This is a genomic window from Amycolatopsis sp. NPDC104863 (genome assembly GCF_055582965.1).
Genome location: NZ_JBVJOW010000002.1, coordinates 546999 through 570423, shown reverse-complemented (window position 1 = coordinate 570423; position 23425 = coordinate 546999). Strand labels below are relative to the sequence as shown.

The 23425-nt window shown below is 67.7% G+C and carries 38 protein-coding genes; 36 read left to right on the top strand and 2 right to left on the bottom strand.

The window, feature by feature from the left end:
• Window positions 1-9: 9 nt before the first annotated feature.
• Both ACZ63J_RS12160 and ACZ63J_RS12155 read right to left on the bottom strand, forming a co-directional pair.
• A complete protein-coding gene (locus ACZ63J_RS12160; RefSeq protein WP_465403680.1) occupies window positions 10-357 on the bottom strand; it encodes a hypothetical protein in 348 nt (115 codons plus the stop codon).
• Window positions 357-905: a YbaB/EbfC family nucleoid-associated protein gene (locus ACZ63J_RS12155; RefSeq protein ID WP_465403682.1), complete on the bottom strand. Its 549-nt coding sequence runs from the start codon at window positions 903-905 to the stop codon at window positions 357-359. Before ACZ63J_RS12155 ends, ACZ63J_RS12160 begins: the two co-directional genes overlap by 1 nt.
• A gap of 166 nt (window positions 906-1071) precedes the next feature.
• Here ACZ63J_RS12155 and ACZ63J_RS12150 point away from each other — a divergent pair, with 166 nt between their 5' ends.
• The 36 genes from ACZ63J_RS12150 to rpsD all read left to right on the top strand — a co-directional run bounded on the left by ACZ63J_RS12150 (window position 1072) and on the right by rpsD (window position 23293).
• Window positions 1072-1227, top strand: a complete 156-nt coding sequence (locus tag ACZ63J_RS12150; protein ID WP_465335949.1) for a hypothetical protein — start codon at window positions 1072-1074, stop codon at window positions 1225-1227.
• Between the two features lie 451 nt (window positions 1228-1678).
• A complete protein-coding gene (gene rpsL / locus ACZ63J_RS12145) occupies window positions 1679-2053 on the top strand; it encodes a 30S ribosomal protein S12 (protein WP_003102113.1) in 375 nt (124 codons plus the stop codon).
• Window positions 2053-2523 (top strand): 30S ribosomal protein S7, encoded by a 471-nt coding sequence (gene rpsG, locus ACZ63J_RS12140; protein ID WP_003102106.1) that lies wholly within the window; start codon window positions 2053-2055, stop codon window positions 2521-2523. The genes rpsL and rpsG overlap by 1 nt, the downstream gene beginning before the upstream one ends.
• Window positions 2524-2586: 63 nt before the next feature.
• The gene (gene fusA / locus ACZ63J_RS12135; RefSeq protein WP_465308660.1) at window positions 2587-4686 is read left to right on the top strand and encodes an elongation factor G; all 2100 of its coding nucleotides are present in this window, start codon (window positions 2587-2589) and stop codon (window positions 4684-4686) included.
• Window positions 4687-4816: 130 nt separating this feature from the next.
• Window positions 4817-6010, top strand: a complete 1194-nt coding sequence (gene tuf / locus ACZ63J_RS12130) for an elongation factor Tu (RefSeq protein WP_285482326.1) — start codon at window positions 4817-4819, stop codon at window positions 6008-6010.
• 406 nt (window positions 6011-6416) lie between these two features.
• The gene (gene rpsJ / locus ACZ63J_RS12125) at window positions 6417-6722 is read left to right on the top strand and encodes a 30S ribosomal protein S10 (RefSeq protein WP_003102098.1); all 306 of its coding nucleotides are present in this window, start codon (window positions 6417-6419) and stop codon (window positions 6720-6722) included.
• A 33-nt stretch (window positions 6723-6755) separates the two neighbouring features.
• Complete coding sequence (gene rplC / locus ACZ63J_RS12120) at window positions 6756-7412, top strand: 50S ribosomal protein L3 (RefSeq protein ID WP_465308664.1); 657 nt, start codon at window positions 6756-6758, stop codon at window positions 7410-7412.
• Window positions 7409-8098, top strand: a complete 690-nt coding sequence (gene rplD / locus ACZ63J_RS12115) for a 50S ribosomal protein L4 (protein WP_465308666.1) — start codon at window positions 7409-7411, stop codon at window positions 8096-8098. The genes rplC and rplD overlap by 4 nt, the downstream gene beginning before the upstream one ends.
• A complete protein-coding gene (gene rplW / locus ACZ63J_RS12110) occupies window positions 8095-8406 on the top strand; it encodes a 50S ribosomal protein L23 (RefSeq protein ID WP_003102087.1) in 312 nt (103 codons plus the stop codon). Before rplD ends, rplW begins: the two co-directional genes overlap by 4 nt.
• Before the next feature lie 15 nt (window positions 8407-8421).
• Window positions 8422-9258: a 50S ribosomal protein L2 gene (gene rplB / locus ACZ63J_RS12105; RefSeq protein WP_465308668.1), complete on the top strand. Its 837-nt coding sequence runs from the start codon at window positions 8422-8424 to the stop codon at window positions 9256-9258.
• Window positions 9259-9276: 18 nt separating this feature from the next.
• Entirely contained in the window at window positions 9277-9558 is a 282-nt protein-coding gene (gene rpsS / locus ACZ63J_RS12100) for a 30S ribosomal protein S19 (protein WP_003102083.1), read from the top strand.
• A gap of 29 nt (window positions 9559-9587) precedes the next feature.
• Window positions 9588-10007: a 50S ribosomal protein L22 gene (rplV, locus tag ACZ63J_RS12095; RefSeq protein ID WP_086675501.1), complete on the top strand. Its 420-nt coding sequence runs from the start codon at window positions 9588-9590 to the stop codon at window positions 10005-10007.
• Window positions 10007-10828: a 30S ribosomal protein S3 gene (gene rpsC / locus ACZ63J_RS12090; RefSeq protein WP_395920633.1), complete on the top strand. Its 822-nt coding sequence runs from the start codon at window positions 10007-10009 to the stop codon at window positions 10826-10828. The genes rplV and rpsC overlap by 1 nt, the downstream gene beginning before the upstream one ends.
• Before the next feature lie 3 nt (window positions 10829-10831).
• Window positions 10832-11251 (top strand): 50S ribosomal protein L16, encoded by a 420-nt coding sequence (gene rplP, locus ACZ63J_RS12085; RefSeq protein WP_004558864.1) that lies wholly within the window; start codon window positions 10832-10834, stop codon window positions 11249-11251.
• A complete protein-coding gene (gene rpmC, locus ACZ63J_RS12080; protein WP_086675500.1) occupies window positions 11251-11496 on the top strand; it encodes a 50S ribosomal protein L29 in 246 nt (81 codons plus the stop codon). The genes rplP and rpmC overlap by 1 nt, the downstream gene beginning before the upstream one ends.
• Window positions 11493-11771: a 30S ribosomal protein S17 gene (gene rpsQ / locus ACZ63J_RS12075; RefSeq protein WP_086675499.1), complete on the top strand. Its 279-nt coding sequence runs from the start codon at window positions 11493-11495 to the stop codon at window positions 11769-11771. The genes rpmC and rpsQ overlap by 4 nt, the downstream gene beginning before the upstream one ends.
• Before the next feature lie 80 nt (window positions 11772-11851).
• A complete protein-coding gene (gene rplN / locus ACZ63J_RS12070) occupies window positions 11852-12220 on the top strand; it encodes a 50S ribosomal protein L14 (protein WP_004558867.1) in 369 nt (122 codons plus the stop codon).
• Window positions 12220-12534 carry a 50S ribosomal protein L24 gene (gene rplX, locus ACZ63J_RS12065; RefSeq protein WP_086675498.1) on the top strand — a complete coding sequence of 105 codons (315 nt, stop codon included), beginning with the start codon at window positions 12220-12222 and terminating at the stop codon, window positions 12532-12534. Before rplN ends, rplX begins: the two co-directional genes overlap by 1 nt.
• Window positions 12534-13097: a 50S ribosomal protein L5 gene (rplE, locus tag ACZ63J_RS12060; protein ID WP_465308672.1), complete on the top strand. Its 564-nt coding sequence runs from the start codon at window positions 12534-12536 to the stop codon at window positions 13095-13097. The genes rplX and rplE overlap by 1 nt, the downstream gene beginning before the upstream one ends.
• Before the next feature lie 4 nt (window positions 13098-13101).
• Window positions 13102-13287 (top strand): type Z 30S ribosomal protein S14, encoded by a 186-nt coding sequence (locus ACZ63J_RS12055; RefSeq protein WP_004558870.1) that lies wholly within the window; start codon window positions 13102-13104, stop codon window positions 13285-13287.
• An 85-nt stretch (window positions 13288-13372) separates the two neighbouring features.
• On the top strand, window positions 13373-13771 hold the full coding sequence (rpsH, locus tag ACZ63J_RS12050; protein ID WP_155548873.1) for a 30S ribosomal protein S8: 399 nt from the start codon (window positions 13373-13375) through the stop codon (window positions 13769-13771).
• 16 nt (window positions 13772-13787) lie between these two features.
• Window positions 13788-14327, top strand: coding sequence for a 50S ribosomal protein L6 (rplF, locus tag ACZ63J_RS12045; protein ID WP_465308675.1), 540 nt, complete (start codon window positions 13788-13790; stop codon window positions 14325-14327).
• 2 nt (window positions 14328-14329) lie between these two features.
• On the top strand, window positions 14330-14728 hold the full coding sequence (rplR, locus tag ACZ63J_RS12040; RefSeq protein WP_465308677.1) for a 50S ribosomal protein L18: 399 nt from the start codon (window positions 14330-14332) through the stop codon (window positions 14726-14728).
• Window positions 14729-14762: 34 nt separating this feature from the next.
• Window positions 14763-15410, top strand: a complete 648-nt coding sequence (gene rpsE / locus ACZ63J_RS12035) for a 30S ribosomal protein S5 (protein WP_465403684.1) — start codon at window positions 14763-14765, stop codon at window positions 15408-15410.
• 1 nt (window position 15411) lies between these two features.
• Entirely contained in the window at window positions 15412-15597 is a 186-nt protein-coding gene (gene rpmD, locus ACZ63J_RS12030) for a 50S ribosomal protein L30 (RefSeq protein WP_020643215.1), read from the top strand.
• Window positions 15594-16040 carry a 50S ribosomal protein L15 gene (rplO, locus tag ACZ63J_RS12025; RefSeq protein WP_465308681.1) on the top strand — a complete coding sequence of 149 codons (447 nt, stop codon included), beginning with the start codon at window positions 15594-15596 and terminating at the stop codon, window positions 16038-16040. Before rpmD ends, rplO begins: the two co-directional genes overlap by 4 nt.
• An 819-nt stretch (window positions 16041-16859) precedes the next feature.
• Window positions 16860-17564 carry a hypothetical protein gene (locus ACZ63J_RS12020; protein WP_465403686.1) on the top strand — a complete coding sequence of 235 codons (705 nt, stop codon included), beginning with the start codon at window positions 16860-16862 and terminating at the stop codon, window positions 17562-17564.
• 593 nt (window positions 17565-18157) lie between these two features.
• Entirely contained in the window at window positions 18158-19465 is a 1308-nt protein-coding gene (secY, locus tag ACZ63J_RS12015) for a preprotein translocase subunit SecY (protein WP_465308685.1), read from the top strand.
• A complete protein-coding gene (locus ACZ63J_RS12010) occupies window positions 19462-20016 on the top strand; it encodes an adenylate kinase (RefSeq protein ID WP_465335945.1) in 555 nt (184 codons plus the stop codon). Before secY ends, ACZ63J_RS12010 begins: the two co-directional genes overlap by 4 nt.
• A gap of 44 nt (window positions 20017-20060) precedes the next feature.
• Window positions 20061-20837, top strand: a complete 777-nt coding sequence (map, locus tag ACZ63J_RS12005) for a type I methionyl aminopeptidase (RefSeq protein WP_465403688.1) — start codon at window positions 20061-20063, stop codon at window positions 20835-20837.
• A 263-nt stretch (window positions 20838-21100) separates the two neighbouring features.
• The gene (gene infA / locus ACZ63J_RS12000) at window positions 21101-21322 is read left to right on the top strand and encodes a translation initiation factor IF-1 (RefSeq protein ID WP_004558881.1); all 222 of its coding nucleotides are present in this window, start codon (window positions 21101-21103) and stop codon (window positions 21320-21322) included.
• A 34-nt stretch (window positions 21323-21356) separates the two neighbouring features.
• The gene (rpmJ, locus tag ACZ63J_RS11995) at window positions 21357-21470 is read left to right on the top strand and encodes a 50S ribosomal protein L36 (protein WP_004558882.1); all 114 of its coding nucleotides are present in this window, start codon (window positions 21357-21359) and stop codon (window positions 21468-21470) included.
• Window positions 21471-21675: 205 nt separating this feature from the next.
• Window positions 21676-22056, top strand: a complete 381-nt coding sequence (gene rpsM / locus ACZ63J_RS11990; protein ID WP_004558883.1) for a 30S ribosomal protein S13 — start codon at window positions 21676-21678, stop codon at window positions 22054-22056.
• Window positions 22053-22238: a hypothetical protein gene (locus ACZ63J_RS11985; RefSeq protein WP_020643221.1), complete on the top strand. Its 186-nt coding sequence runs from the start codon at window positions 22053-22055 to the stop codon at window positions 22236-22238. The genes rpsM and ACZ63J_RS11985 overlap by 4 nt, the downstream gene beginning before the upstream one ends.
• Before the next feature lie 18 nt (window positions 22239-22256).
• On the top strand, window positions 22257-22664 hold the full coding sequence (gene rpsK / locus ACZ63J_RS11980) for a 30S ribosomal protein S11 (RefSeq protein WP_004558885.1): 408 nt from the start codon (window positions 22257-22259) through the stop codon (window positions 22662-22664).
• A gap of 23 nt (window positions 22665-22687) precedes the next feature.
• Entirely contained in the window at window positions 22688-23293 is a 606-nt protein-coding gene (rpsD, locus tag ACZ63J_RS11975) for a 30S ribosomal protein S4 (RefSeq protein WP_285970653.1), read from the top strand.
• The last annotated feature ends 132 nt before the right edge of the window (window positions 23294-23425 follow it).

Here is a 23425-nt window from a genome sequence, read left to right as displayed (position 1 = left end):
CCGTCCCCCTCAGTGCTGGTTCTTGCCGGGGCCGTCGAGGAGGACCTCGATCTGGCCGAAGAAGGTCTTGTGGTCGTCTTCGACGCCTTGGTAGACGTTCGCCGCGTCGGTGAGCTTCGCCTGCGCCGAGGTCAGCCCGTCCGCGAGCGACCCGAGCAGCTCCCGCAGCTCGCGCAGGGTGTCGTCGTAGCCGCCCTTGGTGAAGATGCCGACGACGCCCCACGACTTGTCGCCGACGTCGGACTGGCCCACCTTCTCGGTGATCTTGGCGCCCTGGTCCTGGTACTTGCCCAGGTCGCCGACGTACTTGTGCAGCGCGTCCACCTCGACCTGGTAACCGCCGGCTCCGTCGGGCATCAGTCCTCCTCGTCGAACAGGTTGCGGAGGAAGCTGTCACCCGCGCTGGCGGGCGGCGCCGGCGGCGGGGCCGGGGCGTCCGCCTGGCGCAGCACCCGCTGTTCCGAGAAGTCCTCGGGCGGGGCGGGCGGCTTCGGGGTTTCCTCCGCGAGCTTCGACCGCATTTCCTCGACGGTGGTTCCGAACGCCGCGGCCTGGGTCTCCAGGACCTGGTCGACCAGGCCGAGGTCGTCGCCCATGGCCTCCTGGACGATCACCGCCTGCCGCCGGGCCGCCTCGCCGACGGCTTCCCGCAGCGTCGCCAGCACGGTCGCGGACAGCGCCTGCGCGCCCTTGGCGAGCGCGGCGTCGGTGAACTTGACGTCCAGGACCGCCCCGCCGGGCCCGGTGACGACCGTCACGCCGCCGTCCGGTGAGGAGACTCTCGCCTGGAGCTCGGTCAGCTGCTGCCGCATCGCGCCGAGGCCGGCGAACCGGTCGTCGACGTTCCGCACGCTCGCCTGGAACCGCTCGTACTCGGTCACCAGCTGCTCGAACTCGGCCGACATGCCCTGTTCCCCTCCGTTCGCCCGGTGCGTGGCCCACCCATCGTGACCCCTCGGCGACAGTGTGACGCACGGAACGGACGATCCGATCCCACTGCGTCACCCGACCGGGTAATGGGTAGGTTGCGGCCGCAAGGGGAAGCACGGGGAAGAGCGCTAGGAGTGCGTGATGAGCAGCAGCGAAGGGGCCGAGCGGCCCGACGAAGAACCGAAGTCGACCGGCAGCCACGCTGCGCCCGAGGGAGCCGCGGTGCACCCGCTGATCGACCTCTCGCGCGACCCGAACCCGGGCAAGCCGGACCACGCGAAGCCCGACGAGGACTGATTCACGGGGCCGGCTCGCGTGCCCGCCCGGGTGCGCGGACCGGCCTGGTCCGCCGCGGGAATGACGGACGGCGGCGCTGTGTTGAAGAGGAGGCGACCGGTCTCCGGTCGTGCCCGTCCGGTTGTCCGCCGCCCGGTGGAATGTCCCGCGCGGGGGCGGCGTTCAGGGGTACGCTGGAGGTTCGCCGCTCTTCGGACCCCCCGCCGCGTTCGTCCCGAACCCCGGCGGGTATCTTTGGAGACCGTGCCCGGCAGGCGTCGGGCCGCTCCGCGTGCCGTGCGGCATGGGCGGGGTGCTCAGGCACCCGGTCACCGGCTTCGGCAGGTCGGGGTTCCGACGGAAAATCCCTCCGGGAAGTTACCGGTCGTCAGACCGTGACGCGGGCCGACACGCCCGACCGCGGGGGCCGGTGAAGACACGAAGAAGCAGATCACGACAGGAAGCTGGTCCATTGCCCACGATCCAGCAGCTGGTCCGCAAGGGCCGCCAGGACAAGGCTGCCAAGCAGAAGACCGCGGCCCTCAAGGGGAGCCCGCAGCGGCGTGGCGTGTGCACTCGCGTGTACACCACGACCCCCAAGAAGCCGAACTCGGCGCTGCGCAAGGTCGCGCGTGTGAAGCTGACCAGCGGCATCGAGGTCACCGCCTACATCCCCGGTGAGGGCCACAACCTGCAGGAGCACTCGATGGTGCTCGTGCGCGGTGGTCGTGTGAAGGACCTTCCGGGTGTCCGTTACAAGATCATCCGCGGTTCCCTCGACACGCAGGGTGTCAAGAACCGCAAGCAGGCGCGCAGCCGGTACGGCGCGAAGAAGGAGAAGAGCTAATGCCCCGCAAGGGTCCGGCCCCGAAGCGGCCGCTGATCTCCGACCCCGTCTACGCCTCCCCGCTGGTCACCCAGCTGGTGAACAAGGTGCTGAAAGACGGGAAGCGGTCCCTCGCCGAGCGCATCGTCTACGGCGCGCTCGAAGGCGCTCGCGAGAAGACGGGCACCGACCCGGTCGTCACGCTGAAGCGCGCCCTCGACAACGTGAAGCCCACCATCGAGGTGAAGAGCCGCCGCGTCGGTGGCGCCACCTACCAGGTGCCGATCGAGGTCAAGCCGGGCCGCTCCACCACCCTGGCGCTGCGCTGGCTGGTCTCCTTCTCGCAGGCTCGCCGCGAGAAGACGATGATCGAGCGCCTGCAGAACGAGCTCCTCGACGCTTCGAACGGTCTCGGCGCGAGCGTCAAGCGCCGTGAGGACACGCACAAGATGGCCGAGTCCAACCGGGCCTTCGCACACTACCGCTGGTGATCATCGCCCGGCTGTCGACCAAGCCATGCCGGGCCCCAAGCTTGAGAACAGGGGAACACTCTCGTGGCACGTGAAGTGCTGACCGACCTGAACAAGGTCCGCAACATCGGCATCATGGCCCACATCGACGCCGGCAAGACCACCACCACCGAGCGGATCCTGTTCTACACCGGGGTCAACTACAAGATCGGTGAAGTCCACGACGGCGCCGCCACGATGGACTGGATGGAGGAGGAGCAGAAGCGGGGTATCACCATCACCTCGGCTGCGACCACCACCTTCTGGGACGACCACCAGATCAACATCATCGACACCCCCGGGCACGTCGACTTCACCGTCGAGGTGGAGCGCAACCTGCGGGTGCTCGACGGTGCGGTCGCCGTCTTCGACGGCAAGGAGGGCGTCGAGCCGCAGTCCGAGCAGGTCTGGCGGCAGGCGGACAAGTACGACGTCCCACGCATCTGCTTCGTCAACAAGATGGACAAGCTGGGCGCGGACTTCTACTACACCGTGAAGACCATCGTGGAGCGCCTCGGCGTCCGCCCGCTGGTCATCCAGCTGCCGATCGGCGCCGAGAACGACTTCGAAGGCGTTGTCGACCTGGTCCGCATGAAGGCGCTGACCTGGCGCGGCGAGGTCCAGAAGGGCGAGGACTACTCCGTCGAGGAGATCCCGGCCGAGCTGGCCGAGCTGGCCGCGGAGTACCGCGAGAAGCTCGTCGAGACCGTCGCCGAGGCCGACGACGCGCTGATGGAGAAGTTCCTCGAGGGTGAGGAGCTGACGGAGGCCGAGATCAAGTCCGGCATCCGCAAGCTCACCATCACGCGGGACGTCTTCCCGGTGCTGGCCGGTTCCGCGTTCAAGAACAAGGGCGTCCAGCCCATGCTCGACGCGGTCATCGACTACCTGCCGTCGCCGCTGGACATGCCGGCGGTCGAGGGCACGCTGACCGACGGCGAAACCCCGGCGACCCGGTCGGCCTCGGTCGACGAGCCGTTCGCCGCGCTCGCGTTCAAGATCGCCGCGCACCCGTTCTTCGGCAAGCTGACCTACATCCGGGTGTACTCGGGCAAGGTCGCCGCCGGCGCTCAGGTCATCAACGCGACCAAGGAGCGCAAGGAGCGCATCGGGAAGATCTTCCAGATGCACTCCAACAAGGAGAACCCGGTCGACGACGCCCAGGTCGGCCACATCTACGCGGTCATCGGGCTGAAGGACACCACCACGGGTGACACCCTGGCGGACCCGCAGAACCCGATCGTGCTGGAGTCGATGACGTTCCCCGAGCCGGTCATCCGGGTCGCGATCGAGCCGAAGACGAAGGCCGACCAGGAGAAGCTGTCCCTGGCGATCCAGAAGCTGGCCGAAGAGGACCCGACGTTCCAGGTCAAGCTGGACGAGGACACCGGCCAGACGATCATCGCGGGCATGGGCGAGCTGCACCTCGAGGTGCTGGTGAACCGGATGAAGTCCGACTACAAGGTCGAGGCGAACATCGGCAAGCCGCAGGTCGCCTACCGCGAGACGATCAAGAAGACGGTCGACAAGCTGGACTACGTCCACAAGAAGCAGACCGGTGGTTCCGGCCAGTTCGCGAAGGTCATCGTGAAGCTGGAGCCGCTCGAGCGCACCGACGGCGCGCTCTACGAGTTCGACAACAAGGTGACCGGTGGTCGCGTGCCGCGGGAGTACATCCCGTCGGTGGACGCGGGCGCGCAGGACGCGATGCAGTACGGCGTCCTGGCCGGCTACCCGCTCGTCGGGTTGAAGTTCACCCTGTTGGACGGTGCGTACCACGAGGTCGACTCTTCGGAGATGGCGTTCAAGATCGCCGGTTCCATGGCGATGAAGGAAGCCGCGAAGAAGGCCGGCCCGGTGATCCTGGAGCCGATGATGGCGGTCGAGGTGACCACGCCCGAGGACTACATGGGCGATGTCATCGGTGACCTCAACTCCCGCCGTGGTCAGATCCAGGCCATGGAGGAGCGGTCGGGTACCCGTGTCGTGAAGGCGCTGGTCCCGCTGTCGGAGATGTTCGGTTACGTCGGCGACCTCCGGTCCCGCACGCAGGGCCGGGCGAACTACTCCATGGTGTTCGACTCCTACGCCGAGGTTCCCGCGAACGTCGCGAAGGAAATCATCGCGAAGGCGACGGGGGAGTAATTCCCCAGCGCTCGCGGGCATTAAGGGACTCTCCTGAACGTCCGCTAGCACCGACGTAAGGAACATTCGGGGGTCGGCAGCCACGCCGGCCCCCGAGCACAAAGCGAAATCAGTCCAGGAGGACATTCCAGTGGCGAAGGCGAAGTTCGAGCGGAGCAAGCCGCACGTCAACATCGGGACCATCGGTCACGTCGACCACGGTAAGACCACTCTGACCGCGGCGATCACCAAGGTTCTGCACGACAAGTACCCCGAGCTGAACGAGTCGCGTGCGTTCGACCAGATCGACAACGCGCCCGAAGAGAAGCAGCGCGGCATCACGATCAACATCTCGCACGTCGAGTACCAGACCGAGAAGCGTCACTACGCGCACGTCGACGCCCCGGGTCACGCGGACTACATCAAGAACATGATCACCGGTGCCGCCCAGATGGACGGCGCGATCCTGGTCGTGGCCGCCACCGACGGCCCGATGCCGCAGACCCGTGAGCACGTGCTGCTGGCCCGCCAGGTCGGCGTGCCCTACATCGTGGTCGCGCTGAACAAGGCCGACATGGTCGACGACGAGGAGATCCTCGAGCTCGTCGAGCTGGAGGTCCGCGAGCTGCTGTCCTCGCAGGAGTTCCCGGGCGACGACGCCCCGGTCGTGCGCGTTTCGGGCCTCAAGGCGCTCGAGGGCGACGAGAAGTGGGCCGAGGCCGTTCTCGAGCTGATGACCGCTGTCGACGACAACGTGCCGGACCCGGTGCGCGAGCTCGACAAGCCGTTCCTCATGCCGATCGAGGACGTCTTCACGATCACCGGTCGCGGCACGGTCGTCACCGGCCGCGTCGAGCGTGGCGTGGTCAACGTGAACGAAGAGGTCGAGATCGTCGGCATCAAGGACAAGTCGACCAAGACCACCGTCACCGGTGTCGAGATGTTCCGCAAGCTGCTGGACCAGGGCCAGGCGGGCGACAACGTCGGCCTCCTCGTCCGCGGTATCAAGCGCGAGGACGTCGAGCGCGGTCAGGTCGTCGTGAAGCCGGGCACCACCACCCCGCACACCGACTTCGAGGGCCGGGTCTACATCCTGTCGAAGGACGAGGGTGGCCGTCACACCCCGTTCTTCAACAACTACCGCCCGCAGTTCTACTTCCGCACCACCGACGTGACCGGCGTCGTGACCCTCCCCGAGGGCACCGAGATGGTCATGCCGGGCGACAACACCGACATCTCGGTCGCGCTGATCCAGCCGGTCGCGATGGACGTGAACCTGCGCTTCGCCATCCGCGAGGGTGGCCGCACCGTCGGTGCGGGTCAGGTCACCAAGATCATCAAGTGATTCGGCGCCCCGCCCGGGGGTAATACACCCCCGGGTCAGGGGCGTCAAATCACGTGTGCGACACTATTCAGGTTGCTCGTCCTGGGGCGGCCGACCCTTCAAGGGTCCGGCCGCCTCGGTATGAGTGGCCACGGTCCGCCGAGCCTCTTCCTTCGGGTAGGCGAGCGGGCAAAGGCGGTGAGACGGTGTTCTTGCAAAAGCGCAGCCGGCTCATAGCCTCCTCACGTTGAGGAAGACCAGGCAAGACGACGATCCCGCGGGATCCGTCTGTGCGTCGGGCGCGACACGCCCGACCGCGTGGACCGGGGACAGGGCCGTTGAACTGCGGAAACCCAGGCCAAAGTGGAGACACCGCGGCGGGGTTTGTGAGATAGCGGCACGAGACGACAAGGAACGAGCAGCCACCATGGCGGGACAGAAGATCCGCATCCGGCTCAAGGCCTACGACCACGAGGCGATCGACACCTCGGCGCGCAAGATCGTGGAAACGGTCACGCGCACCGGCGCCCGGGTCGTCGGGCCGGTGCCGCTGCCCACCGAGAAGAACGTTTACTGCGTCATCCGCTCGCCGCACAAGTACAAGGACTCGCGCGAGCACTTCGAGATGCGCACGCACAAGCGTCTGATCGACATCCTCGACCCGACGCCGAAGACGGTCGACGCGCTCATGCGCATCGACCTGCCGGCGAGCGTCGACGTCAACATTCAGTAGCAGCGGCTGGCGAGCGGCGGAGATAAGAGACTCATGTCTGACAGGCAGATGAAGGGCATCCTGGGCACCAAGCTCGGCATGACCCAGGTCTTCGACGAGCAGAACCGGGTTGTCCCGGTCACCGTCGTGAAGGCCGGTCCGAACGTGGTCACCCAGGTTCGGACGCAGGAGAAGGACGGCTACGTGGCCGTGCAGCTGGCGTTCGGCGCGGTCGACCCGCGCAAGGTGAACAAGCCGCGCACCGGGCACTACGACAAGGCGGGCGTGACCCCGCGGCGCTTCCTCGCGGAGCTGCGTACCACCGACGCCGAGACCTACGAGGTCGGCCAGGAGATCACCGCCGAGGTGTTCGCCGCCGGCGTCGAGGTCGACGTGACCGGTACCAGCAAGGGCAAGGGCTACGCCGGTGTCATGAAGCGCCACGGCTTCAAGGGCCAGGGCGCGAGCCACGGTGCCCAGGCCGTGCACCGCAAGCCGGGCTCCATCGGTGGCTGCGCCACCCCCGGCCGCGTCTTCAAGGGCCTGCGCATGGCGGGCCGGATGGGCAACGACCGGGTCACCACGCAGAACCTGACCGTGCACGCGGTGCGTGCCGAAGACGGCCTGCTGCTGATCAAGGGCGCTGTGCCCGGTCCCAAGGGCGGCCTGCTGTTCGTGCGCAGCGCCGCGAAGGGTGGTAACTCCGAATGACGAACGTCGAGCTGAAGACCCCGGCCGGTAAAGCCGACGGCACCGTGGACCTCCCCGAGGAGATCTTCGACGTGCAGGCCAATGTCGCGCTCATGCACCAGGTCGTGATCGGCCAGCTGGCCGCCGCGCGCCAGGGCACGCACGACACGAAGACCCGTGGTGAGGTTCGCGGTGGCGGCAAGAAGCCGTACCGCCAGAAGGGCACCGGCCGTGCCCGCCAGGGTTCGACCCGCGCGCCGCAGTTCGCCGGCGGTGGCGTCGTGCACGGCCCCACGCCGCGCGACTACACCCAGCGCACCCCGAAGAAGATGAAGGCTGCCGCCCTGCGTGGCGCCCTCTCCGACCGGGCCCGCGCCGGCCAGCTGCACATCGTCACCGAGCTGGTGACCGGTGAGAAGCCGTCCACCAAGGCCGCCAAGACCGTTCTCGCCGCGGTGACGCAGGCGAAGCGCGTGCTCGTGGTGCTGCACCGGGACGACGAGCTGAGCTGGGTTTCCCTGCGGAACCTGCCCGAGGTGCACATCCTCTGGGCCGACCAGCTCAACACCTACGACGTGCTGGTCAACGACGACGTCGTGTTCACCAAGGCCGCGTACGACGTGTTTGTCGCCGGCCCCGTCCGTGGCAAGGCCGTCAAGGCCTCCGCGCGGTCGGGCGAGGTCACGGAAGGGAGTGACGAGAAGTGAGTTCGGTCGCCATTCCGGACCCCCGCGACATCCTGCTCGCGCCGGTCATCTCCGAGAAGTCCTACGGGCTGCTCGAGGACCACAAGTACACGTTCATCGTCCGCCCGGACGCCAACAAGACCCAGATCAAGATCGCGGTCGAGAAGGTGTTCGGCGTCAAGGTGGTCAGCGTCAACACGGCCAACCGCCAGGGCAAGCGGAAGCGGACTCGCGCGGGCTTCGGCAAGCGCAAGGACACCAAGCGCGCCATCGTGACTCTTTCGCCCGAGAGCAAGGCGATCGAGATCTTCGGCGGACCCACCGCGTAAAGGACTGAGCTGACAATGGGCATCCGCAAGTACAAGCCGACGACCCCGGGTCGTCGCGGTTCGAGCGTCTCGGACTTCGCCGAGATCACCCGCTCCACTCCGGAGAAGTCGCTGCTTCGTCCGCTGAGCGGTTCGGGCGGGCGCAACTCGTCCGGCAAGATCACCACCCGGCACAAGGGTGGCGGCCACAAGCGCGCTTACCGCGTCATCGACTTCCGTCGCAACGACAAGGACGGCGTTCCCGCCAAGGTCGCGCACATCGAGTACGACCCCAACCGGTCCGCTCGCATCGCGCTGCTGCACTACGCCGACGGCGAGAAGCGCTACATCATCGCGCCGGAGAAGCTGAAGCAGGGCGACACCGTCGAGAACGGCCCCCGGGCCGACATCAAGCCGGGCAACAACCTGCCGCTGCGCAACATCCCCGTCGGCACCGTGATCCACGCGATCGAGCTCCGCCCCGGTGGCGGCGCGAAGATGGCGCGGTCGGCCGGCGCGAAGGTGCAGCTCGTCGCCAAGGACGGTCCGTACGCCCAGCTGCGTCTCCCCTCGGGTGAGATCCGCAACGTGGACGTGCGCAACCGCGCCACGGTCGGCGAGGTCGGCAACTCCGAGCACGCCAACATCAACTGGGGCAAGGCCGGCCGCAACCGCTGGCGCGGCAAGCGCCCCACGGTCCGTGGTGTCGTCATGAACCCGGTCGACCACCCGCACGGTGGTGGCGAGGGCAAGACGTCCGGTGGTCGTCACCCCGTCAACCCGAACGGCAAGCCCGAAGGTCGTACGCGCCGGCGCAAGCCGAGCGACGCCCTCATCGTCCGCCGCCGGCGTACCGGCAAGAACAAGCGCTGAGCAGGGAGGTAGAACAACATGCCACGTAGCCTCAAGAAGGGCCCGTTCGTGGACGACCACCTGCTCAAGAAGGTGGACGCGCTGAACGAATCGGGCAAGAAGACCGTGATCAAGACCTGGTCGCGCCGCTCGACGATCATCCCGGACTTCCTGGGTCACACGATCGCCGTGCACGACGGCCGCAAGCACGTCCCGGTGTTCGTCACCGAGGCCATGGTGGGTCACAAGCTGGGCGAGTTCGCCCCGACGCGGACCTTCAAGGGTCACATCAAGGACGACCGCAAGTCGCGCCGCCGCTGAGCGGGCACGAAACCAGACAGGAAGTAGCGATGAACGCCCAGAACGACGTGACGACCGAGGCTGAACTGCCTACGGCGTACGCGCGGGCTCGCTTCGTCCGGGACTCGCCGACCAAGGTGCGCCGGGTGATCGAGCTCATCAAGGGACGTAGCGCCGCCGACGCCTTGGCCGTGCTCCGGTTCGCCCCGCAGGCGGCCAGCGAGCCGGTCGCGAAGGTGCTCGCCAGCGCCGTGGCCAACGCCGAGAACAACCTTCAGCTGGACCCGGAGACGCTCTGGGTCAAGAACGCGTACGCGGACGAGGGCCCGACCCTCAAGCGCATCCGGCCGCGGGCCCAGGGCCGCGCGTACCGGATCCGCAAGCGGACCAGCCACATCACCGTCGAGGTGGAGTCGCGTCCGGCCGTAGCGCAGAAGGCTCAGAGCAAGAAGAAGGCAGGTGGCCGGTAGTGGGCCAGAAGATCAACCCGCACGGTTTCCGCCTGGGTATCACCACGGACTGGAAGTCGCGCTGGTACGCCGACAAGCAGTACGCGGAGTACGTGGCCGAGGATGTCAAGATCCGCAAGCTGCTCTCCACCGGCATGGAGCGCGCCGGCATCTCCAAGGTCGAGATCGAGCGCACCCGTGACCGCGTCCGCGTCGACATCCACACCGCCCGGCCGGGCATCGTCATCGGCCGCCGCGGCGCGGAGGCCGACCGGATCCGCGGCGCGCTGGAGAAGCTGACCAAGAAGCAGGTCCAGCTGAACATCCTCGAGGTCAAGAACCCCGAGGCCGACGCCCAGCTGGTCGCCCAGGCGGTCGCGGAGCAGCTTTCCAACCGCGTGGCGTTCCGCCGCGCGATGCGGAAGGCGATCCAGACCTCCATGCGTTCGCCGCAGGTCAAGGGCATCCGCGTGCAGTGCGGCGGTCGTCTCGGCGGCGCCGAGATGTCCCGCTCCGAGCACTACCGCGACGGCCGGGTCCCGCTGCACACGCTGCGCGCCGACATCGACTACGGCTTCTTCGAGGCCAAGACGACGTTCGGTCGCATCGGCGTCAAGGTGTGGATCTACAAGGGTGAGCTCGTCGGTGGCCTGAAGGCCCGCGAAGCGCGTGACGCCGCCGAGCGCGCGCCGCGTCGCGAGCGCAGTGACCGGCCGTCCCGTCCGCGTCGTTCCGGCGCCTCGGGCACGACCGCCACCTCGACCGAAGCCGGTCGCGCCGCCGCTGCCGCCACGACCGAGGCGGCCCCGGCCACCGAGACCGCAGAAAAGACGGAGGGCTGAGACGTGCTCATCCCGCGCAGGGTCAAGCACCGGAAGCAGCACTCCCCGAAGCGCCACGGCGCCGCCAAGGGTGGCACGAAGGTCAGCTTCGGCGAGTACGGCATCCAGGCGCTTGAGCACAGCTACGTGACGAACCGGCAGATCGAGTCCGCTCGTATCGCCATGACGCGTCACATCAAGCGTGGCGGCAAGGTGTGGACGACCATCTACCCGGACCGCCCGCTGACGAAGAAGCCGGCCGAGACCCGCATGGGTTCCGGTAAGGGTTCGCCCGAGTGGTGGATCGCCAACGTGAAGCCGGGCCGCGTGATGTTCGAGATCTCGTTCCCGAACGAGGAGACCGCCCGCGAGGCGCTCCGCCGCGCGATCCACAAGCTGCCCATGAAGTGCCGCATCGTGACCCGTGAAGGTGGTGAGTTCTGATGGCGAACGCTGGTGCCCTGGCATCGGAGCTGCGTGAGCTCACCGCGGAAGAGCTCGTCCTGCGTCTGAAGGAATACAAGGAGGAGCTCTTCAACCTCCGCTTCCAGATGGCGACCGGGCAGCTCGACAACAACCGCCGTCTGCGCACCGTCCGCACGGACATCGCGCGGATCTACACGGTCATGCGCGAGCGCGAACTCGGCCTGTCCGTTGCCCCCGACGCCGAGAGTGAAGGTGCCGCATGAGCGAGCCCACCACCGAGACGCCGGCCCGGAACGACCGCAAGGTCCGCGAGGGCTACGTGGTCTCGGACAAGATGAACAAGACGATCGTGGTCGAGCTCGAGGACCGCAAGAAGCACCCCCGTTACTCGAAGGTTCTCCGCAGCACCACCAAGGTCAAGGTGCACGACGAGAACAACGAGGCGGGCGTGGGCGACCGGGTCACCCTGATGGAGACCCGCCCGCTGTCGGCAACGAAGCGGTGGCGCCTGGTGCAGATCGTGGAGAAGGCCAAGTAAGCAGGGCTCTTTCAGAGAGTTCTTAGTTCCGCAAGGCTCGCTCGTCGGGGCGAGAACCGGCGCGACATACAGGAGTTGACGTGATCCAGCAGGAGTCGCGGCTTCGGGTAGCCGACAACACGGGTGCGAAGGAAATCCTCTGCATCCGGGTTCTCGGTGGTTCCGGGCGGCGCTACGCCGGTATCGGCGACATCATCGTCGCCACCGTGAAGGACGCCATCCCGGCTGCCGGGGTGAAGAAGGGCGACGTCGTCAAGGCCGTCATCGTCCGCACGGTCAAGGAGCGTCGTCGTCCGGACGGTTCCTACATCCGGTTCGACGAGAACGCCGCCGTGCTCATCAAGAACGACAACGAGCCCCGGGGCACCCGCATCTTCGGCCCGGTGGGCCGCGAGCTGCGCGACCGAAAGTTCATGAAGATCATTTCGCTCGCGCCGGAGGTGCTGTGATGAAGGTGAAGAAGGGCGACACGGTCGTCGTCATCGCCGGCAAGGACAAGGGCGCCAAGGGCAAGGTCATCCAGGCTTACCCCGAGCGCGACCGCGTGCTGGTCGAAGGCGTGAACCGGATCAAGAAGCACACGCGGATCACCCAGACCCAGCGCGGCGCGCAGTCCGGTGGCATCGTCACGCAGGAGGCGCCCATCCACGTCTCGAACGTGATGGTCGTCGACTCGGACGGCAAGCCGTCCCGGGTGGGTTACCGCATCGGCGAGGACGGCAAGAAGGTCCGGATCTCGCGCCGGAACGGTAAGGACATCTGATGACCACCGCAGAGAAGGTCGCGCCGCGCCTCAAGGTGCGCTACCGCGACGAGATCAAGGGCCAGCTGCAGGCGGAGTTCTCCTTCGCCAACGTCCACCAGATCCCGGGCGTCGTGAAGGTCGTCGTGAACATGGGTGTCGGTGACGCCGCCCGTGACAGCAAGCTGATCGAGGGTGCGGTCAAGGACCTCTCCCTGATCACCGGCCAGAAGCCCGAGGTCCGGAAGGCCCGCAAGTCCATCGCGCAGTTCAAGCTGCGCGAGGGTCAGCCGATCGGCGCGCGCGTCACGCTGCGCGGCGACCGGATGTGGGAGTTCCTCGACCGGCTGCTGACCATCGCGCTGCCGCGTATCCGCGACTTCCGCGGGCTTTCGCCCAAGCAGTTCGACGGCCACGGCAACTACACGTTCGGTCTCAACGAGCAGTCGATGTTCCACGAGATCGACCCCGACTCCATCGACCGCCCGCGCGGCATGGACGTCACCGTCGTCACGACCGCCACGACCGACGACGAGGGCCGGGCGCTGCTGCGCAAGCTCGGCTTCCCGTTCAAGGAGAACTGAGCCGATGGCCAAGAAAGCCCTGGTCCACAAGGCCGCGAAGAAGCCGAAGTTCGCCGTGCGCGCCTACACCCGCTGCCAGCGGTGCGGCCGTCCGCACGCCGTGTTCCGCAAGTTCGGGCTCTGCCGGATCTGCCTTCGCGAGATGGCGCACGCGGGCGAGCTGCCCGGCGTCCGCAAGTCCAGCTGGTAAGAGCGTTTTTCTATAACTCCAGTTCGCCACAGGCCCCGCCCCTCCGGGGGCGGGGAACCAGGGCGAGAAAGGTTGACAGGTCACCATGACGATGACCGACCCCATCGCAGACTTCTTGACCCGTCTGCGTAACGCGAACTCGGCGTACCACGACGAGGTCGTGCTTCCCCACTCGAAGCTCAAGGCGAACATCGCGGAGATCCTCAAGCGCGAGGGTTACATCGCGAGCTACCGCGACGAGCCGGGCGAGAAGCACAAGAACCTGATCGTCGAGCTCAAGTACGGCCCCAACCGCGAGCGGAGCATCGCCGGCCTCCGGCGCGTCTCCAAGCCCGGTCTGCGGGTCTACGCAAAATCGACCGAACTGCCGTCCGTTCTCGGTGGCCTCGGCGTCGCGATCATCTCGACGTCTTCGGGGCTGCAGACGGACCGTCAGGCCAAGCGCAACAGCGTGGGCGGCGAAGTCCTCGCCTACGTCTGGTAAGGAAGGGGGCACAGACATGTCACGCATCGGAAAGCTGCCGGTCGCCGTCCCCTCCGGGGTCGAGGTGACCATCAACGGTCAGCACATCAGCGTCAAGGGCCCCAAGGGGACCCTGGAACACACCATCGCCGAGCCGATCACGGTCGAGCGCGACGAGGACGGCACCCTGCTGGTCAAGCGCCCGGACGACGAGCGCTACAGCAAGGCCATGCACGGCCTCACCCGCACGCTCGTGAACAACCTCGTGGTGGGCGTCACCGCCGGCTACGAGAAGAAGCTCGAGATCCACGGTGTCGGTTACCGCGTGCAGGCCAAGGGCTCGGACCTCGAGTTCGCCCTCGGTTACTCGCACCCGGTGAAGATCGAGGCCCCGGAAGGCATCACCTTCAAGGTGGAGACCCCGACCCGGTTCTCGGTCTCCGGCATCGACAAGCAGAAGGTCGGCCAGATCTCGGCCGTCATCCGCAAGCTGCGGCGCCCGGACCCCTACAAGGGCAAGGGCCTGCGCTACGAGGGTGAGAAGATCCGCCGCAAGGTCGGAAAGACGGGTAAGTGATCATGAGCGACACGACTACGAAGCGCAAGCCGGTGGGCAAGGACATCTCGACCCGCCGCCGCGTCGCGAAGGCCCGTCGGCACTTCCGGCTCCGCAAGAAGGTCTCCGGCACCGAGCAGCGTCCGCGCCTGGTCGTCAAGCGGTCCTCGCGGCACATCGCCGTGCAGGTCATCGACGACCTGGCCGGCCACACGCTGGTGTCGGCGTCCACCCTCGAGGCGGACCTCCGGACGTTCGAAGGCGACAAGAAGGCCAAGGCCGCCAAGGTCGGGGCCCTCGTCGCCGAGCGTGCCAAGAACGCCGGGATCTCGGCTGTGGTGTTCGACCGTGGCGGCAACGCCTACCACGGCCGCATCGCGGCACTCGCCGACGCCGCCCGTGAGGCGGGGTTGGAGTTCTGACGATGCAGAAGCTTGTTAACGGAAGGAATGCCTGATGCCGGGACGTACACGGCAATTCGGCGGCGGACAGGGCGGACCCGGCGGGCAGGGCGGCAACGACCGCAATGAACGCCGCGGTGGCGGCCGGGACCGGCGCGACAGCGGCCGTGGCGGGGCCGGCCAGGACAAGACCCCGCACCTCGAGAAGGTCGTGACGATCAACCGCGTCGCCAAGGTCGTCAAGGGTGGTCGTCGCTTCAGCTTCACCGCCCTCGTCGTCGTCGGTGACGGTGACGGTCAGGTCGGCGTCGGCTACGGCAAGGCCAAGGAAGTTCCCGCGGCCATCGCCAAGGGCGTCGAGGAAGCCAAGAAGAACTTCTTCAAGGTTCCCCGCGTCGGCGGCACCATCCCCCACCCGATCCAGGGTGAGGAGGCCGCCGGTGTCGTGCTGCTCCGTCCGGCGTCCGCCGGTACCGGCGTCATCGCCGGTGGCCCGGTGCGCGCGGTGCTGGAGTGCGCGGGCGTCCACGACGTGCTGTCGAAGTCGCTCGGCTCCGACAACGCGATCAACATCGTGCACGCGACCGTGGCGGCCCTGAAGGGTCTGCAGCGTCCCGAAGAGGTCGCGGCCCGCCGCGGTCTCCCGCTCGAGGACGTCGCTCCGGCCCGGATGCTGCGCCAGCGCGCGGGCCAGGGGGTCTGACATGACTCAGCTCAAGGTCACCCAGGTCAAGAGCAAGATCGGCACGAAGCACGCTCACCGCGAGTCGCTGCGCACCCTCGGGCTGCGCAAGATCCGCCAGAGCGTCGTGCGTGAAGACACCCCCCAGGTGCGCGGCCTGATCCACACCGTCCGCCACCTGGTGGAGGTCGAGGAGGTCCAGGCATGACGGCCATCAAGATCCACCACCTGCGCCCGGCCCCGGGCGCCAAGACCGACAAGATCCGCGTCGGCCGTGGTGAGGGCTCGAAGGGCAAGACGGCCGGTCGCGGTACGAAGGGCACCAAGGCCCGGAAGAACGTGCCGGCCGGGTTCGAGGGTGGGCAGATGCCCATCCACATGCGGCTCCCGAAGCTTCGCGGCTTCAAGAACCGCTTCCGCACCGAGTACCAGCCGGTGAACGTGGGCGACATCGCCCGCCTCTTCCCGAAGGGCGGCAAGGTCGGCGCCGAGGAGCTCGTCGCGGCCGGTCTCGTCCGCAAGGGCAAGCTCGTCAAGGTGCTCGGCAACGGTGACGTCGACGGCATCAAGCTCGACGTGACCGCCGACGGCTTCTCCGGCTCCGCCAAGGAGAAGCTCGAAGCGGCCGGTGGCTCCGCCACCACCAACTGAGCGAAGCTCGGTCCGAAGGCCCGTCTGGCAGCCGCCAGGCGGGCCTTCGGCGTTTTCCGGGTGCCGGGACCGGACAGGTTCCTTGCCGTGCGGATGATCCGGACGGAGGATCATCAGGTGGACAGATCGTCGCAGGACCCGCCGGACCGGCCGGCCGAAGCCGAATCCCCGCTGAGCTTCCCGGTGGAGGCCCCGCGGCCCGAGGGCGTGGAGCCGGGAGCGGGAGCAGTGCCGAGCGTTCCGGCGGGGGAGCCGTTGCAGTTCCCGGTCGAGGCTTCGAGGGCTTCGGTGCCGGAGCCGTTGGGCTTCCCGGCTGATGGGTCGCGGCCGGCTGATGGTTCTCGGCCTGCGGATGTGCCGCCGTCGGCCTTCGCGGCTGATGTCTCGCGGCCTGGCGAGGGGGCGCCGCTCGCCTTCACGGTCGAGGCGCAGCAGGCGGGGATCGGGGATCCCGCCGCGGCGTCTCCGCTCAGCTTCCCGGTCGAGGCGGCAAGTCCTTCGGAGCCGCAGGTGTCTCCGCTCAGCTTCCCGGTCGAGGCTGCGGGCCCTTCGGCGTCGCAGGCGTCCCCGCTCAGCTTCCCGGTCGAGGCGGCAAGTCCTTCGGAGCCGTCGGCGTCTCCGCTGAGCTTTCCGGTCGAGGCCGCAGGCCCCTCGGGGCCGCAGGCGTCCCCGCTCAGCTTCCCGGTCGAAGCCCCGCGCCCTCCGGCACCCGAGCCACCGGCCTTCCCCGCCGATGCCGCGCAGTCCGCCGACACACCGCCGCCGGGGGAGCCGCTGTACTTCCCGGCCGGTCCGCCACAGCCTTCCGGACCAGCGCCGATGCCCGCGCCCTTCCCGGTCGCCCAGCTGCCCGGCCTGCCCGCACAACCACCCCCACCGGCCGCTCAAGCCGTCCAGGCAGAAGAAGCCCCCGAAGCCCCTCCCGGCTTCCTCCGCCTCCTCCCAGCCGTCCTGACCACCCTCGCCGCCCTCCTGACCCTCTGGGGGCTCTTCCTGCCGCTCTTCCGGGTCCAGCAGCAGGTCGGCTCGCGCAGCCGCTCCTTCGAAACCCAGCTCACGCTCACGCAGGACGTCTGGGGCAGCCGCATCGAGGTCTCCGGGCAGGAGGCTGCCGAGCGAGTGGGCGCGCCCCTCGGGGTTCCGCTGATCATCGCGATCGTCGTGCTGGCCGTCGCCGCTTTCACCGCCTTCTCGCGCCCTCGGCGTGGCCGGCCGCTGGTCGCCCTCGGGGCCGTCTTCACCGCCGGCGTGGTCCTCACCGTCGGGATGAGCCGGTTCGAATGGACCGCCATCTTCGAAGACGAAGCCCCGGACATCGTCACCGCGGCCGGCATGTGGCTGCTGATCCTCGCGACCGTGCTGGCCGCCGCCGCGGCGGTCGTCGCCTACCTGCCCCTCTGGCGGCACACCACCGACGACGGCTGGGACGACCCCGAGCTCGCCTACGCCGACACCCCGACCCCGCCCTCCGGCGTCGCCATCACGGTCCTGCCGCCCGAACCGGAGGACGACGACCAGCGCTAGCGGCGCCTTACGCCAGGGGCGAACAACCAGCGCGGACATGACGCACGGTGTTCGCCGAGGCCCCGTCGCTCGCACACTGTTGATCACGGCCGCCGCGACAACCCTGCCGCGGCCGCGACCGTGCGGACGATCATCAAAAACCGCCTGCTCCGGCCCGCGGTGGTCCGCCTCCGGGAGGCGCGAAAGCCTGCCGGGAACCCGGCCGCACCGAACCGGGCATCACCGCAGGTCACGACTCTCGCTGCGGCAGGCTTCACCGGAAGAGCCGAACCCGTGCGCACGGCCCGCCGCCGACCCCGCCGCGAAGTGGTCCTGAGCCCCGGATTCGGTCCCCCCACAGGGGAATGTGTCAAGGGTTACGGCCGTCCCGCCGATGTGGATCAACCCGCCGGAGCAACCTTGGTACGGAAAACGCACACGGACTGCGGACACGCCCTGTGAAGCTGTTAGAGTCGGCGACACGCTTCGGGACGAGTGTGCCCCGAAGCGTTCCTGGCTTGCCTGCCAGTAGTGCTGTGTGTTCCTGCCGGCCCCCGTGCCGGCCAAGCCGATCGTCGGTTAGGACAGCCGACGACGCCGAGGAGGTCCCCCGCGTGCTCAGCGCCTTCCGCTCGGCTCTCGCGACGCCGGATCTACGCAAGAAGATCCTGTTCACGCTAGCCATCGTCGCGGTTTACCGAATCGGTGCGACCATTCCGGCCCCCGGGATCTCGTACGGTGCCGTCCAGGCATGTAGCTCCCAGGCGCAGCAGGAGGGCGTCTACCAGCTGCTGAACCTGTTCAGCGGTGGTGCGCTGCTCCAGCTGTCGCTCTTCTCGACCGGCATCATGCCGTACATCACGGCGAGCATCATCATCCAGCTGCTGACCGTGGTCATCCCGCGGTTCGAGGAGCTGAAGAAGGAAGGCCAGTCCGGCCAGGGCAAGCTGACCCAGTACACCCGGTACCTGACGGTCGCGTTGGCGATCCTGCAGGCCACCGGTGTGGTCGCGCTCGCGGACCGCAAGCAGCTCTTCCCGGACTGCGACTCGCCGATCATCCCGGACAACAGCGTCTACTCGCTGGCGATCATCGTCATCACCATGACCGCGGGCACCGCCGTCATGATGTGGCTGGGCGAGCTGATCACCGAGCGCGGCGTCGGCAACGGCATGTCCGTCCTGATCTTCCTGAACATCGCGGCGCGCATCCCGGTCGAGGGCGGCAACATCCTCAGCAACGCCGGTGGCCTCGGCCTGACGATCGTCTGCGTGTTCGGCCTGGTGATCATCGCCAGCGTCATCTTCGTCGAACAGGGGCAGCGCCGGATCCCGGTGCAGTACGCCAAGCGCATGATCGGCCGCCGGATGTACGGCGGCACGTCGACCTACCTGCCGATCAAGGTGAACCAGGCCGGCGTCATCCCGGTCATCTTCGCGTCTTCCCTGCTGTACCTGCCGGACCTGATCAGCCGCCTCGTCGGCGACCAGAACGCCAACTCCGGCTGGCAGGTCTTCATCAAGAACTACGTCGTGAACCAGTCCAGCTGGGTGCACATCGCGCTGTACTTCGCGCTGATCATCTTCTTCACGTACTTCTACATCACGATCACGTTCAACGTGGACGAGCGTGCCGACGAGATGAAGAAGTTCGGCGGGTTCATCCCGGGCATCCGCCCGGGCCGCCCGACCGCGGAGTACCTGAGCTTCGTGCTCGGCCGGATCACCCTGCCGGGCTCGCTGTACCTGGGCATCATCGCGATCCTCCCGAACTTCTTCCTGTCGGTGACCGGTAGCGGGAACAACCAGAACTTCCCGTTCGGTGGCACGGCTGTGCTGATCATGGTCGGTGTCGGGCTCGACACCGTGAAGCAGATCGAAAGCCAGCTGATGCAGCGCAACTACGAAGGGTTCTTGAAGTGACGCGGCTGGTTCTCGTGGGTCCGCCCGGCGCGGGCAAAGGTACGCAGGCGGTGGCGCTGTCCGAGCAGTTGCGGATCCCGCACATCTCGACCGGCGACCTCTTCCGCGCCCACGTCGGCCAGGAGACCCCGCTCGGCCAGGAGGCCAAGCGCTACCTGGACTCGGGCGAGCTCGTGCCCGACTCGGTGACGAACGAGATGGTCCGCGAGCGGCTCGCCGAGCCGGACGCGAAGGTCGGCTTCCTGCTCGACGGCTTCCCCCGCAACACCAAGCAGGCCGAGGTCCTCGGCGAGATCCTCGGCGAGTCGGACCTCGCGCTCGACGCCGTGATCCAGCTGCAGGTGCCGGAGGACGTCGTGGTCGGGCGGCTCATGTCGCGCGGCCGCGCGGACGACACCGAAGAGGTCATCCGCCGCCGTCAGCAGATCTACGTGTCGGACACCGCGCCGCTGCTCGAGTACTACGCCGACATCCTGGTGACCGTCGACGGGGTCGGCAGTGTCGAAGAGATCTCCGGCCGGGTGCTGAAAGCGCTGCGCGACCGCACGTGAATCTCGGAGGGTTGCGTGTTCTGCAAGTGCTCCGCCGTGGGCGCATGATCGAGGTCAAGACCCCGGGTGAGCTGGAGGCCATGCGCGCCGCCGGGCTCGTCGTGGCCCGCACGCTGGCGGCGGTCCGCGCCATCGCGAAGCCGGGGGTCAGCACCGCCGAGCTCGACGAGCTGGCCGAGCAGACCATCCGGGACGCCGGCGCGGTGCCGTCGTTCAAGGGTTACCACGGCTTCCCGGCGTCGATCTGCGCGTCGGTGAACGAGCAGATCGTGCACGGCATCCCGGCGAAGACCCAGGTGCTCGCCGACGGCGACATCATCTCCGTCGACTGCGGGGCGATCCTCGAGGGCTGGCACGGCGACTCCGCCGTCACGCTGGCCATCGGCGACGTCTCGGGCACCGACCTGGCGCTCTCCGCGGCGACCGAGGCGGCGATGTGGGCCGGCATCGAGGCGGTCAGCGCCGGCGGCCGGCTCACCGACATCTCCTACGCCGTCCAGTCCGCCGCCGAGCGCGCGGGCCGGGACGACGGCGTCGAGTACGGGATGATCGTCGAGTACGGCGGCCACGGCATCGGGCGCCAGATGCACATGGACCCGTTCCTGCCGAACATCGGCAAGCCCGGCAAGGGCCCGCGGCTGAAGCCCGGCATGGCGCTGGCGATCGAGCCGATGCTGACCGGCGGCGGCGGGGAGACCCGCGAGCTGGACGACGGCTGGACGGTCGTCACGGCCGACGGCTCCCGCGCGGCCCACTGGGAGCACACCGTCGCCATCACCGAAGACGGTCCCTGGGTGCTCACCGCTCCGGAAGACGCCTGACCTGCGCATTCACCCTTCCGTGGTGATCGCGGTCACGTCCACCTGCAGGTTCTCCTAGCATGGTTACCCCCGGTTTGGGGGTCGCGACACGGGTTGCGTACACTGTCAAGTCGGCGCACTTATCGCGCCCGGATCCTGCGCGCTCGTGAATTCACGATCATGGGACTCGGGCACCAGTGTGCCACGCAACGCCCAACCCAGCACTGCGCTCGAGTTGATCAGGTGTGGCGACAGGCAATGCCGACAAAGGAAATGCGGAGGACATGGCGAAGAAAGACGGGGCCATCGAGGTCGAAGGCCGCGTAGTCGAGCCGCTCCCCAACGCGATGTTCCGCGTCGAGTTGGAGAACGGTCACAAGGTCCTGGCACACATCAGCGGCAAGATGCGGCAGCACTACATCCGCATCCTGCCGGAGGACAGGGTCGTCGTGGAGCTTTCGCCCTACGACCTCTCTCGTGGTCGCATCGTCTACCGCTACAAGTGATCACGAGCAGTTCGGAAGCAGGAGAGCAGAAGACGTGAAGGTCCAGCCGAGCGTCAAGAAGATCTGCGACAAGTGCAAGGTGATCCGCCGTCACGGCCGGATCATGGTGATCTGCGAGAACCTGCGGCACAAGCAGCGGCAGGGCTGATCACTCGCACTCGACCAGAGTGGATTGACGGCTACACACCCTCCCCGCACCTGCCGGGCCACGCGAGTGGCCCGGTTCACCCCCGGACTTCAGGCCGGGGCCGGGACACCCGAAGCGCAAGCCGAGGGCACGACAGGCGAGTCGGTCCCGGAACCGGACGGGGAGCAGACCTGAAGAGGAAACCTACGAAGGAGCATCAGCGCCAATGGCACGACTCGCTGGCGTAGACCTCCCCCGCGAAAAGCGGTTGGAGATCGCGCTTACGTACATCTACGGCATCGGCCGTACCCGCTCGAAGCAGCTCATCAAGGCTGCCGAGCTCAACGCGGACACCCGCGTCAAAGACCTCAGCGATGACGACCTCGCGAAGCTGCGTACGTACATCGAAGAGAACTTCAAGGTCGAGGGTGACCTTCGCCGCGAGGTGAACGCCGACATCCGTCGGAAGATCGAGATCGGGTGCTACGAGGGCCTTCGCTGGCGTCGCGGACTGCCCGTCCGCGGTCAGCGCACGAAGACCAACGCCCGTACCCGCAAGGGTCCGAAGAAGACGGTCGCCGGCAAGAAGAAGGCTGGCAAGAAGTGAGCGTCCAGGGCAAGAAGGTCGTGCAGATGGGCGGCGCCCAGCGCCGCGGCTCGGCTTGTGTCTCGCCCAAGGCGCTCTACGCCCGCCCGATGGCGCTCCGCAACCTGTACACCGACGCCGGTTCGATCATCCGGCGCGGCCAGGCCGAAGCGGTCGCCGCTCACCAAGAGAACGCGCGCTAACAGGAGAACCCTCAGAACATGCCACCGAAGTCTCGTACTGCGGCCGGGGCCAAGAAGGTCCGCCGCAAGGAAAAGAAGAATGTCGCGCACGGTCACGCGCACATCAAGAGCACCTTCAACAACACCATCGTCTCGATCACGGACCCGACCGGTGCCGTGATCGCGTGGGCGTCGAGTGGTCACGTGGGCTTCAAGGGCTCGCGTAAGTCCACCCCGTTCGCCGCGCAGATGGCCGCCGAGAACGCTGCCCGCAAGGCCGCCGAGCACGGCATGAAGAAGGTCGACGTCTTCGTGAAGGGCCCGGGTTCGGGCCGCGAGACGGCGATCCGCTCGCTGCAGGCGGCCGGCCTCGAGGTCGGCACCATCCAGGACGTGACCCCGCAGCCTCACAACGGCTGCCGCCCGCCCAAGCGGCGCCGGGTCTGAGGAACGGGGAGGAGTAAGAAGAAATGGCTCGTTACACCGGCCCCGCGACGCGTATTTCGCGTCGCCTCAAGGTTGACCTCATCGGCGGCGACCAGGCTTTCGAGCGTCGCCCCTACCCGCCGGGCCAGCACGGCCGCGGGCGCATCAAGGAGTCCGAGTACCTCCTGCAGTCGCAGGAGAAGCAGAAGGCTCGCTACACCTACGGCGTTCTCGAGCGTCAGTTCGTCCGGTACTACAAGGAAGCCGTCCGGCGTCCGGGTAAGACCGGTGAGAACCTGCTGCAGATCCTCGAGTCCCGCCTGGACAACGTGATCTACCGCGCCGGCATCGCCCGCACCCGCCGTCAGGCGCGTCAGCTGGTGAGCCACGGCCACTTCCTGGTCAACGGCGTCAAGGTCAACGTCCCGTCCTTCCAGGTCTCGAAGTGGGACATCATCGACGTGCGGCCGAAGTCGTTCGCGATGCTGCCCTTCGTCGTGGCGAAGGAGTCCTTCGGCGAGCGCCCGATCCCGGCGTGGCTGCAGGTCGTCCAGTCCAACCTCCGCGTGCTGGTCCACCAGCTGCCGGAGCGTGCGCAGATCGACGTTCCGGTTCAGGAACAGCTGATCGTCGAGCTTTACTCGAAGTAGTCCGGCTTTCGAGCCGGGCCCGGGGGGGGGGGGGAAAAGGGGGGCGGCGCACCAGCACCCCTTCTCAACCAGCGGGGGGGGGGGGTCTGGGAAAGAAAAAAAGAGAAAAACCGGTTTCCCCACGGCAAGCTC

Bases quoted from the DNA above. Each gene is read 5' to 3' on its own strand.
- rpsH (WP_155548873.1), top strand. From the start codon at position 13,373: ATGACGATGACCGACCCCATCGCAGACTTCTTGACCCGTCTGCGTAAC.
- ACZ63J_RS12020 (WP_465403686.1), top strand. From the start codon at position 16,860: ATGCCCGCGCCCTTCCCGGTCGCCCAGCTGCCCGGCCTGCCCGCACAA.
- rplF (WP_465308675.1), top strand. From the start codon at position 13,788: ATGTCACGCATCGGAAAGCTGCCGGTCGCCGTCCCCTCCGGGGTCGAG.
- rplD (WP_465308666.1), top strand. From the start codon at position 7,409: ATGACGAACGTCGAGCTGAAGACCCCGGCCGGTAAAGCCGACGGCACC.
- ACZ63J_RS12055 (WP_004558870.1), top strand. From the start codon at position 13,102: ATGGCCAAGAAAGCCCTGGTCCACAAGGCCGCGAAGAAGCCGAAGTTC.
- rpsE (WP_465403684.1), top strand. From the start codon at position 14,763: ATGCCGGGACGTACACGGCAATTCGGCGGCGGACAGGGCGGACCCGGC.
- map (WP_465403688.1), top strand. From the start codon at position 20,061: ATGATCGAGGTCAAGACCCCGGGTGAGCTGGAGGCCATGCGCGCCGCC.
- rpsG (WP_003102106.1), top strand. From the start codon at position 2,053: ATGCCCCGCAAGGGTCCGGCCCCGAAGCGGCCGCTGATCTCCGACCCC.
- rpsQ (WP_086675499.1), top strand. From the start codon at position 11,493: ATGAGCGAGCCCACCACCGAGACGCCGGCCCGGAACGACCGCAAGGTC.
- infA (WP_004558881.1), top strand. From the start codon at position 21,101: ATGGCGAAGAAAGACGGGGCCATCGAGGTCGAAGGCCGCGTAGTCGAG.
- rplE (WP_465308672.1), top strand. From the start codon at position 12,534: ATGACCACCGCAGAGAAGGTCGCGCCGCGCCTCAAGGTGCGCTACCGC.
- rpsK (WP_004558885.1), top strand. From the start codon at position 22,257: ATGCCACCGAAGTCTCGTACTGCGGCCGGGGCCAAGAAGGTCCGCCGC.
- rpmD (WP_020643215.1), top strand. From the start codon at position 15,412: ATGACTCAGCTCAAGGTCACCCAGGTCAAGAGCAAGATCGGCACGAAG.
- rplC (WP_465308664.1), top strand. From the start codon at position 6,756: ATGTCTGACAGGCAGATGAAGGGCATCCTGGGCACCAAGCTCGGCATG.
- rplO (WP_465308681.1), top strand. From the start codon at position 15,594: ATGACGGCCATCAAGATCCACCACCTGCGCCCGGCCCCGGGCGCCAAG.
- rplR (WP_465308677.1), top strand. From the start codon at position 14,330: ATGAGCGACACGACTACGAAGCGCAAGCCGGTGGGCAAGGACATCTCG.
- ACZ63J_RS12155 (WP_465403682.1), bottom strand. From the start codon at position 905: ATGTCGGCCGAGTTCGAGCAGCTGGTGACCGAGTACGAGCGGTTCCAG.
- ACZ63J_RS12160 (WP_465403680.1), bottom strand. From the start codon at position 357: ATGCCCGACGGAGCCGGCGGTTACCAGGTCGAGGTGGACGCGCTGCAC.
- ACZ63J_RS12150 (WP_465335949.1), top strand. From the start codon at position 1,072: ATGAGCAGCAGCGAAGGGGCCGAGCGGCCCGACGAAGAACCGAAGTCG.
- rpsD (WP_285970653.1), top strand. From the start codon at position 22,688: ATGGCTCGTTACACCGGCCCCGCGACGCGTATTTCGCGTCGCCTCAAG.
- rpsM (WP_004558883.1), top strand. From the start codon at position 21,676: ATGGCACGACTCGCTGGCGTAGACCTCCCCCGCGAAAAGCGGTTGGAG.
- rpsJ (WP_003102098.1), top strand. From the start codon at position 6,417: ATGGCGGGACAGAAGATCCGCATCCGGCTCAAGGCCTACGACCACGAG.
- rplX (WP_086675498.1), top strand. From the start codon at position 12,220: ATGAAGGTGAAGAAGGGCGACACGGTCGTCGTCATCGCCGGCAAGGAC.
- rpsS (WP_003102083.1), top strand. From the start codon at position 9,277: ATGCCACGTAGCCTCAAGAAGGGCCCGTTCGTGGACGACCACCTGCTC.
- rplB (WP_465308668.1), top strand. From the start codon at position 8,422: ATGGGCATCCGCAAGTACAAGCCGACGACCCCGGGTCGTCGCGGTTCG.
- rpmC (WP_086675500.1), top strand. From the start codon at position 11,251: ATGGCGAACGCTGGTGCCCTGGCATCGGAGCTGCGTGAGCTCACCGCG.
- rplV (WP_086675501.1), top strand. From the start codon at position 9,588: ATGAACGCCCAGAACGACGTGACGACCGAGGCTGAACTGCCTACGGCG.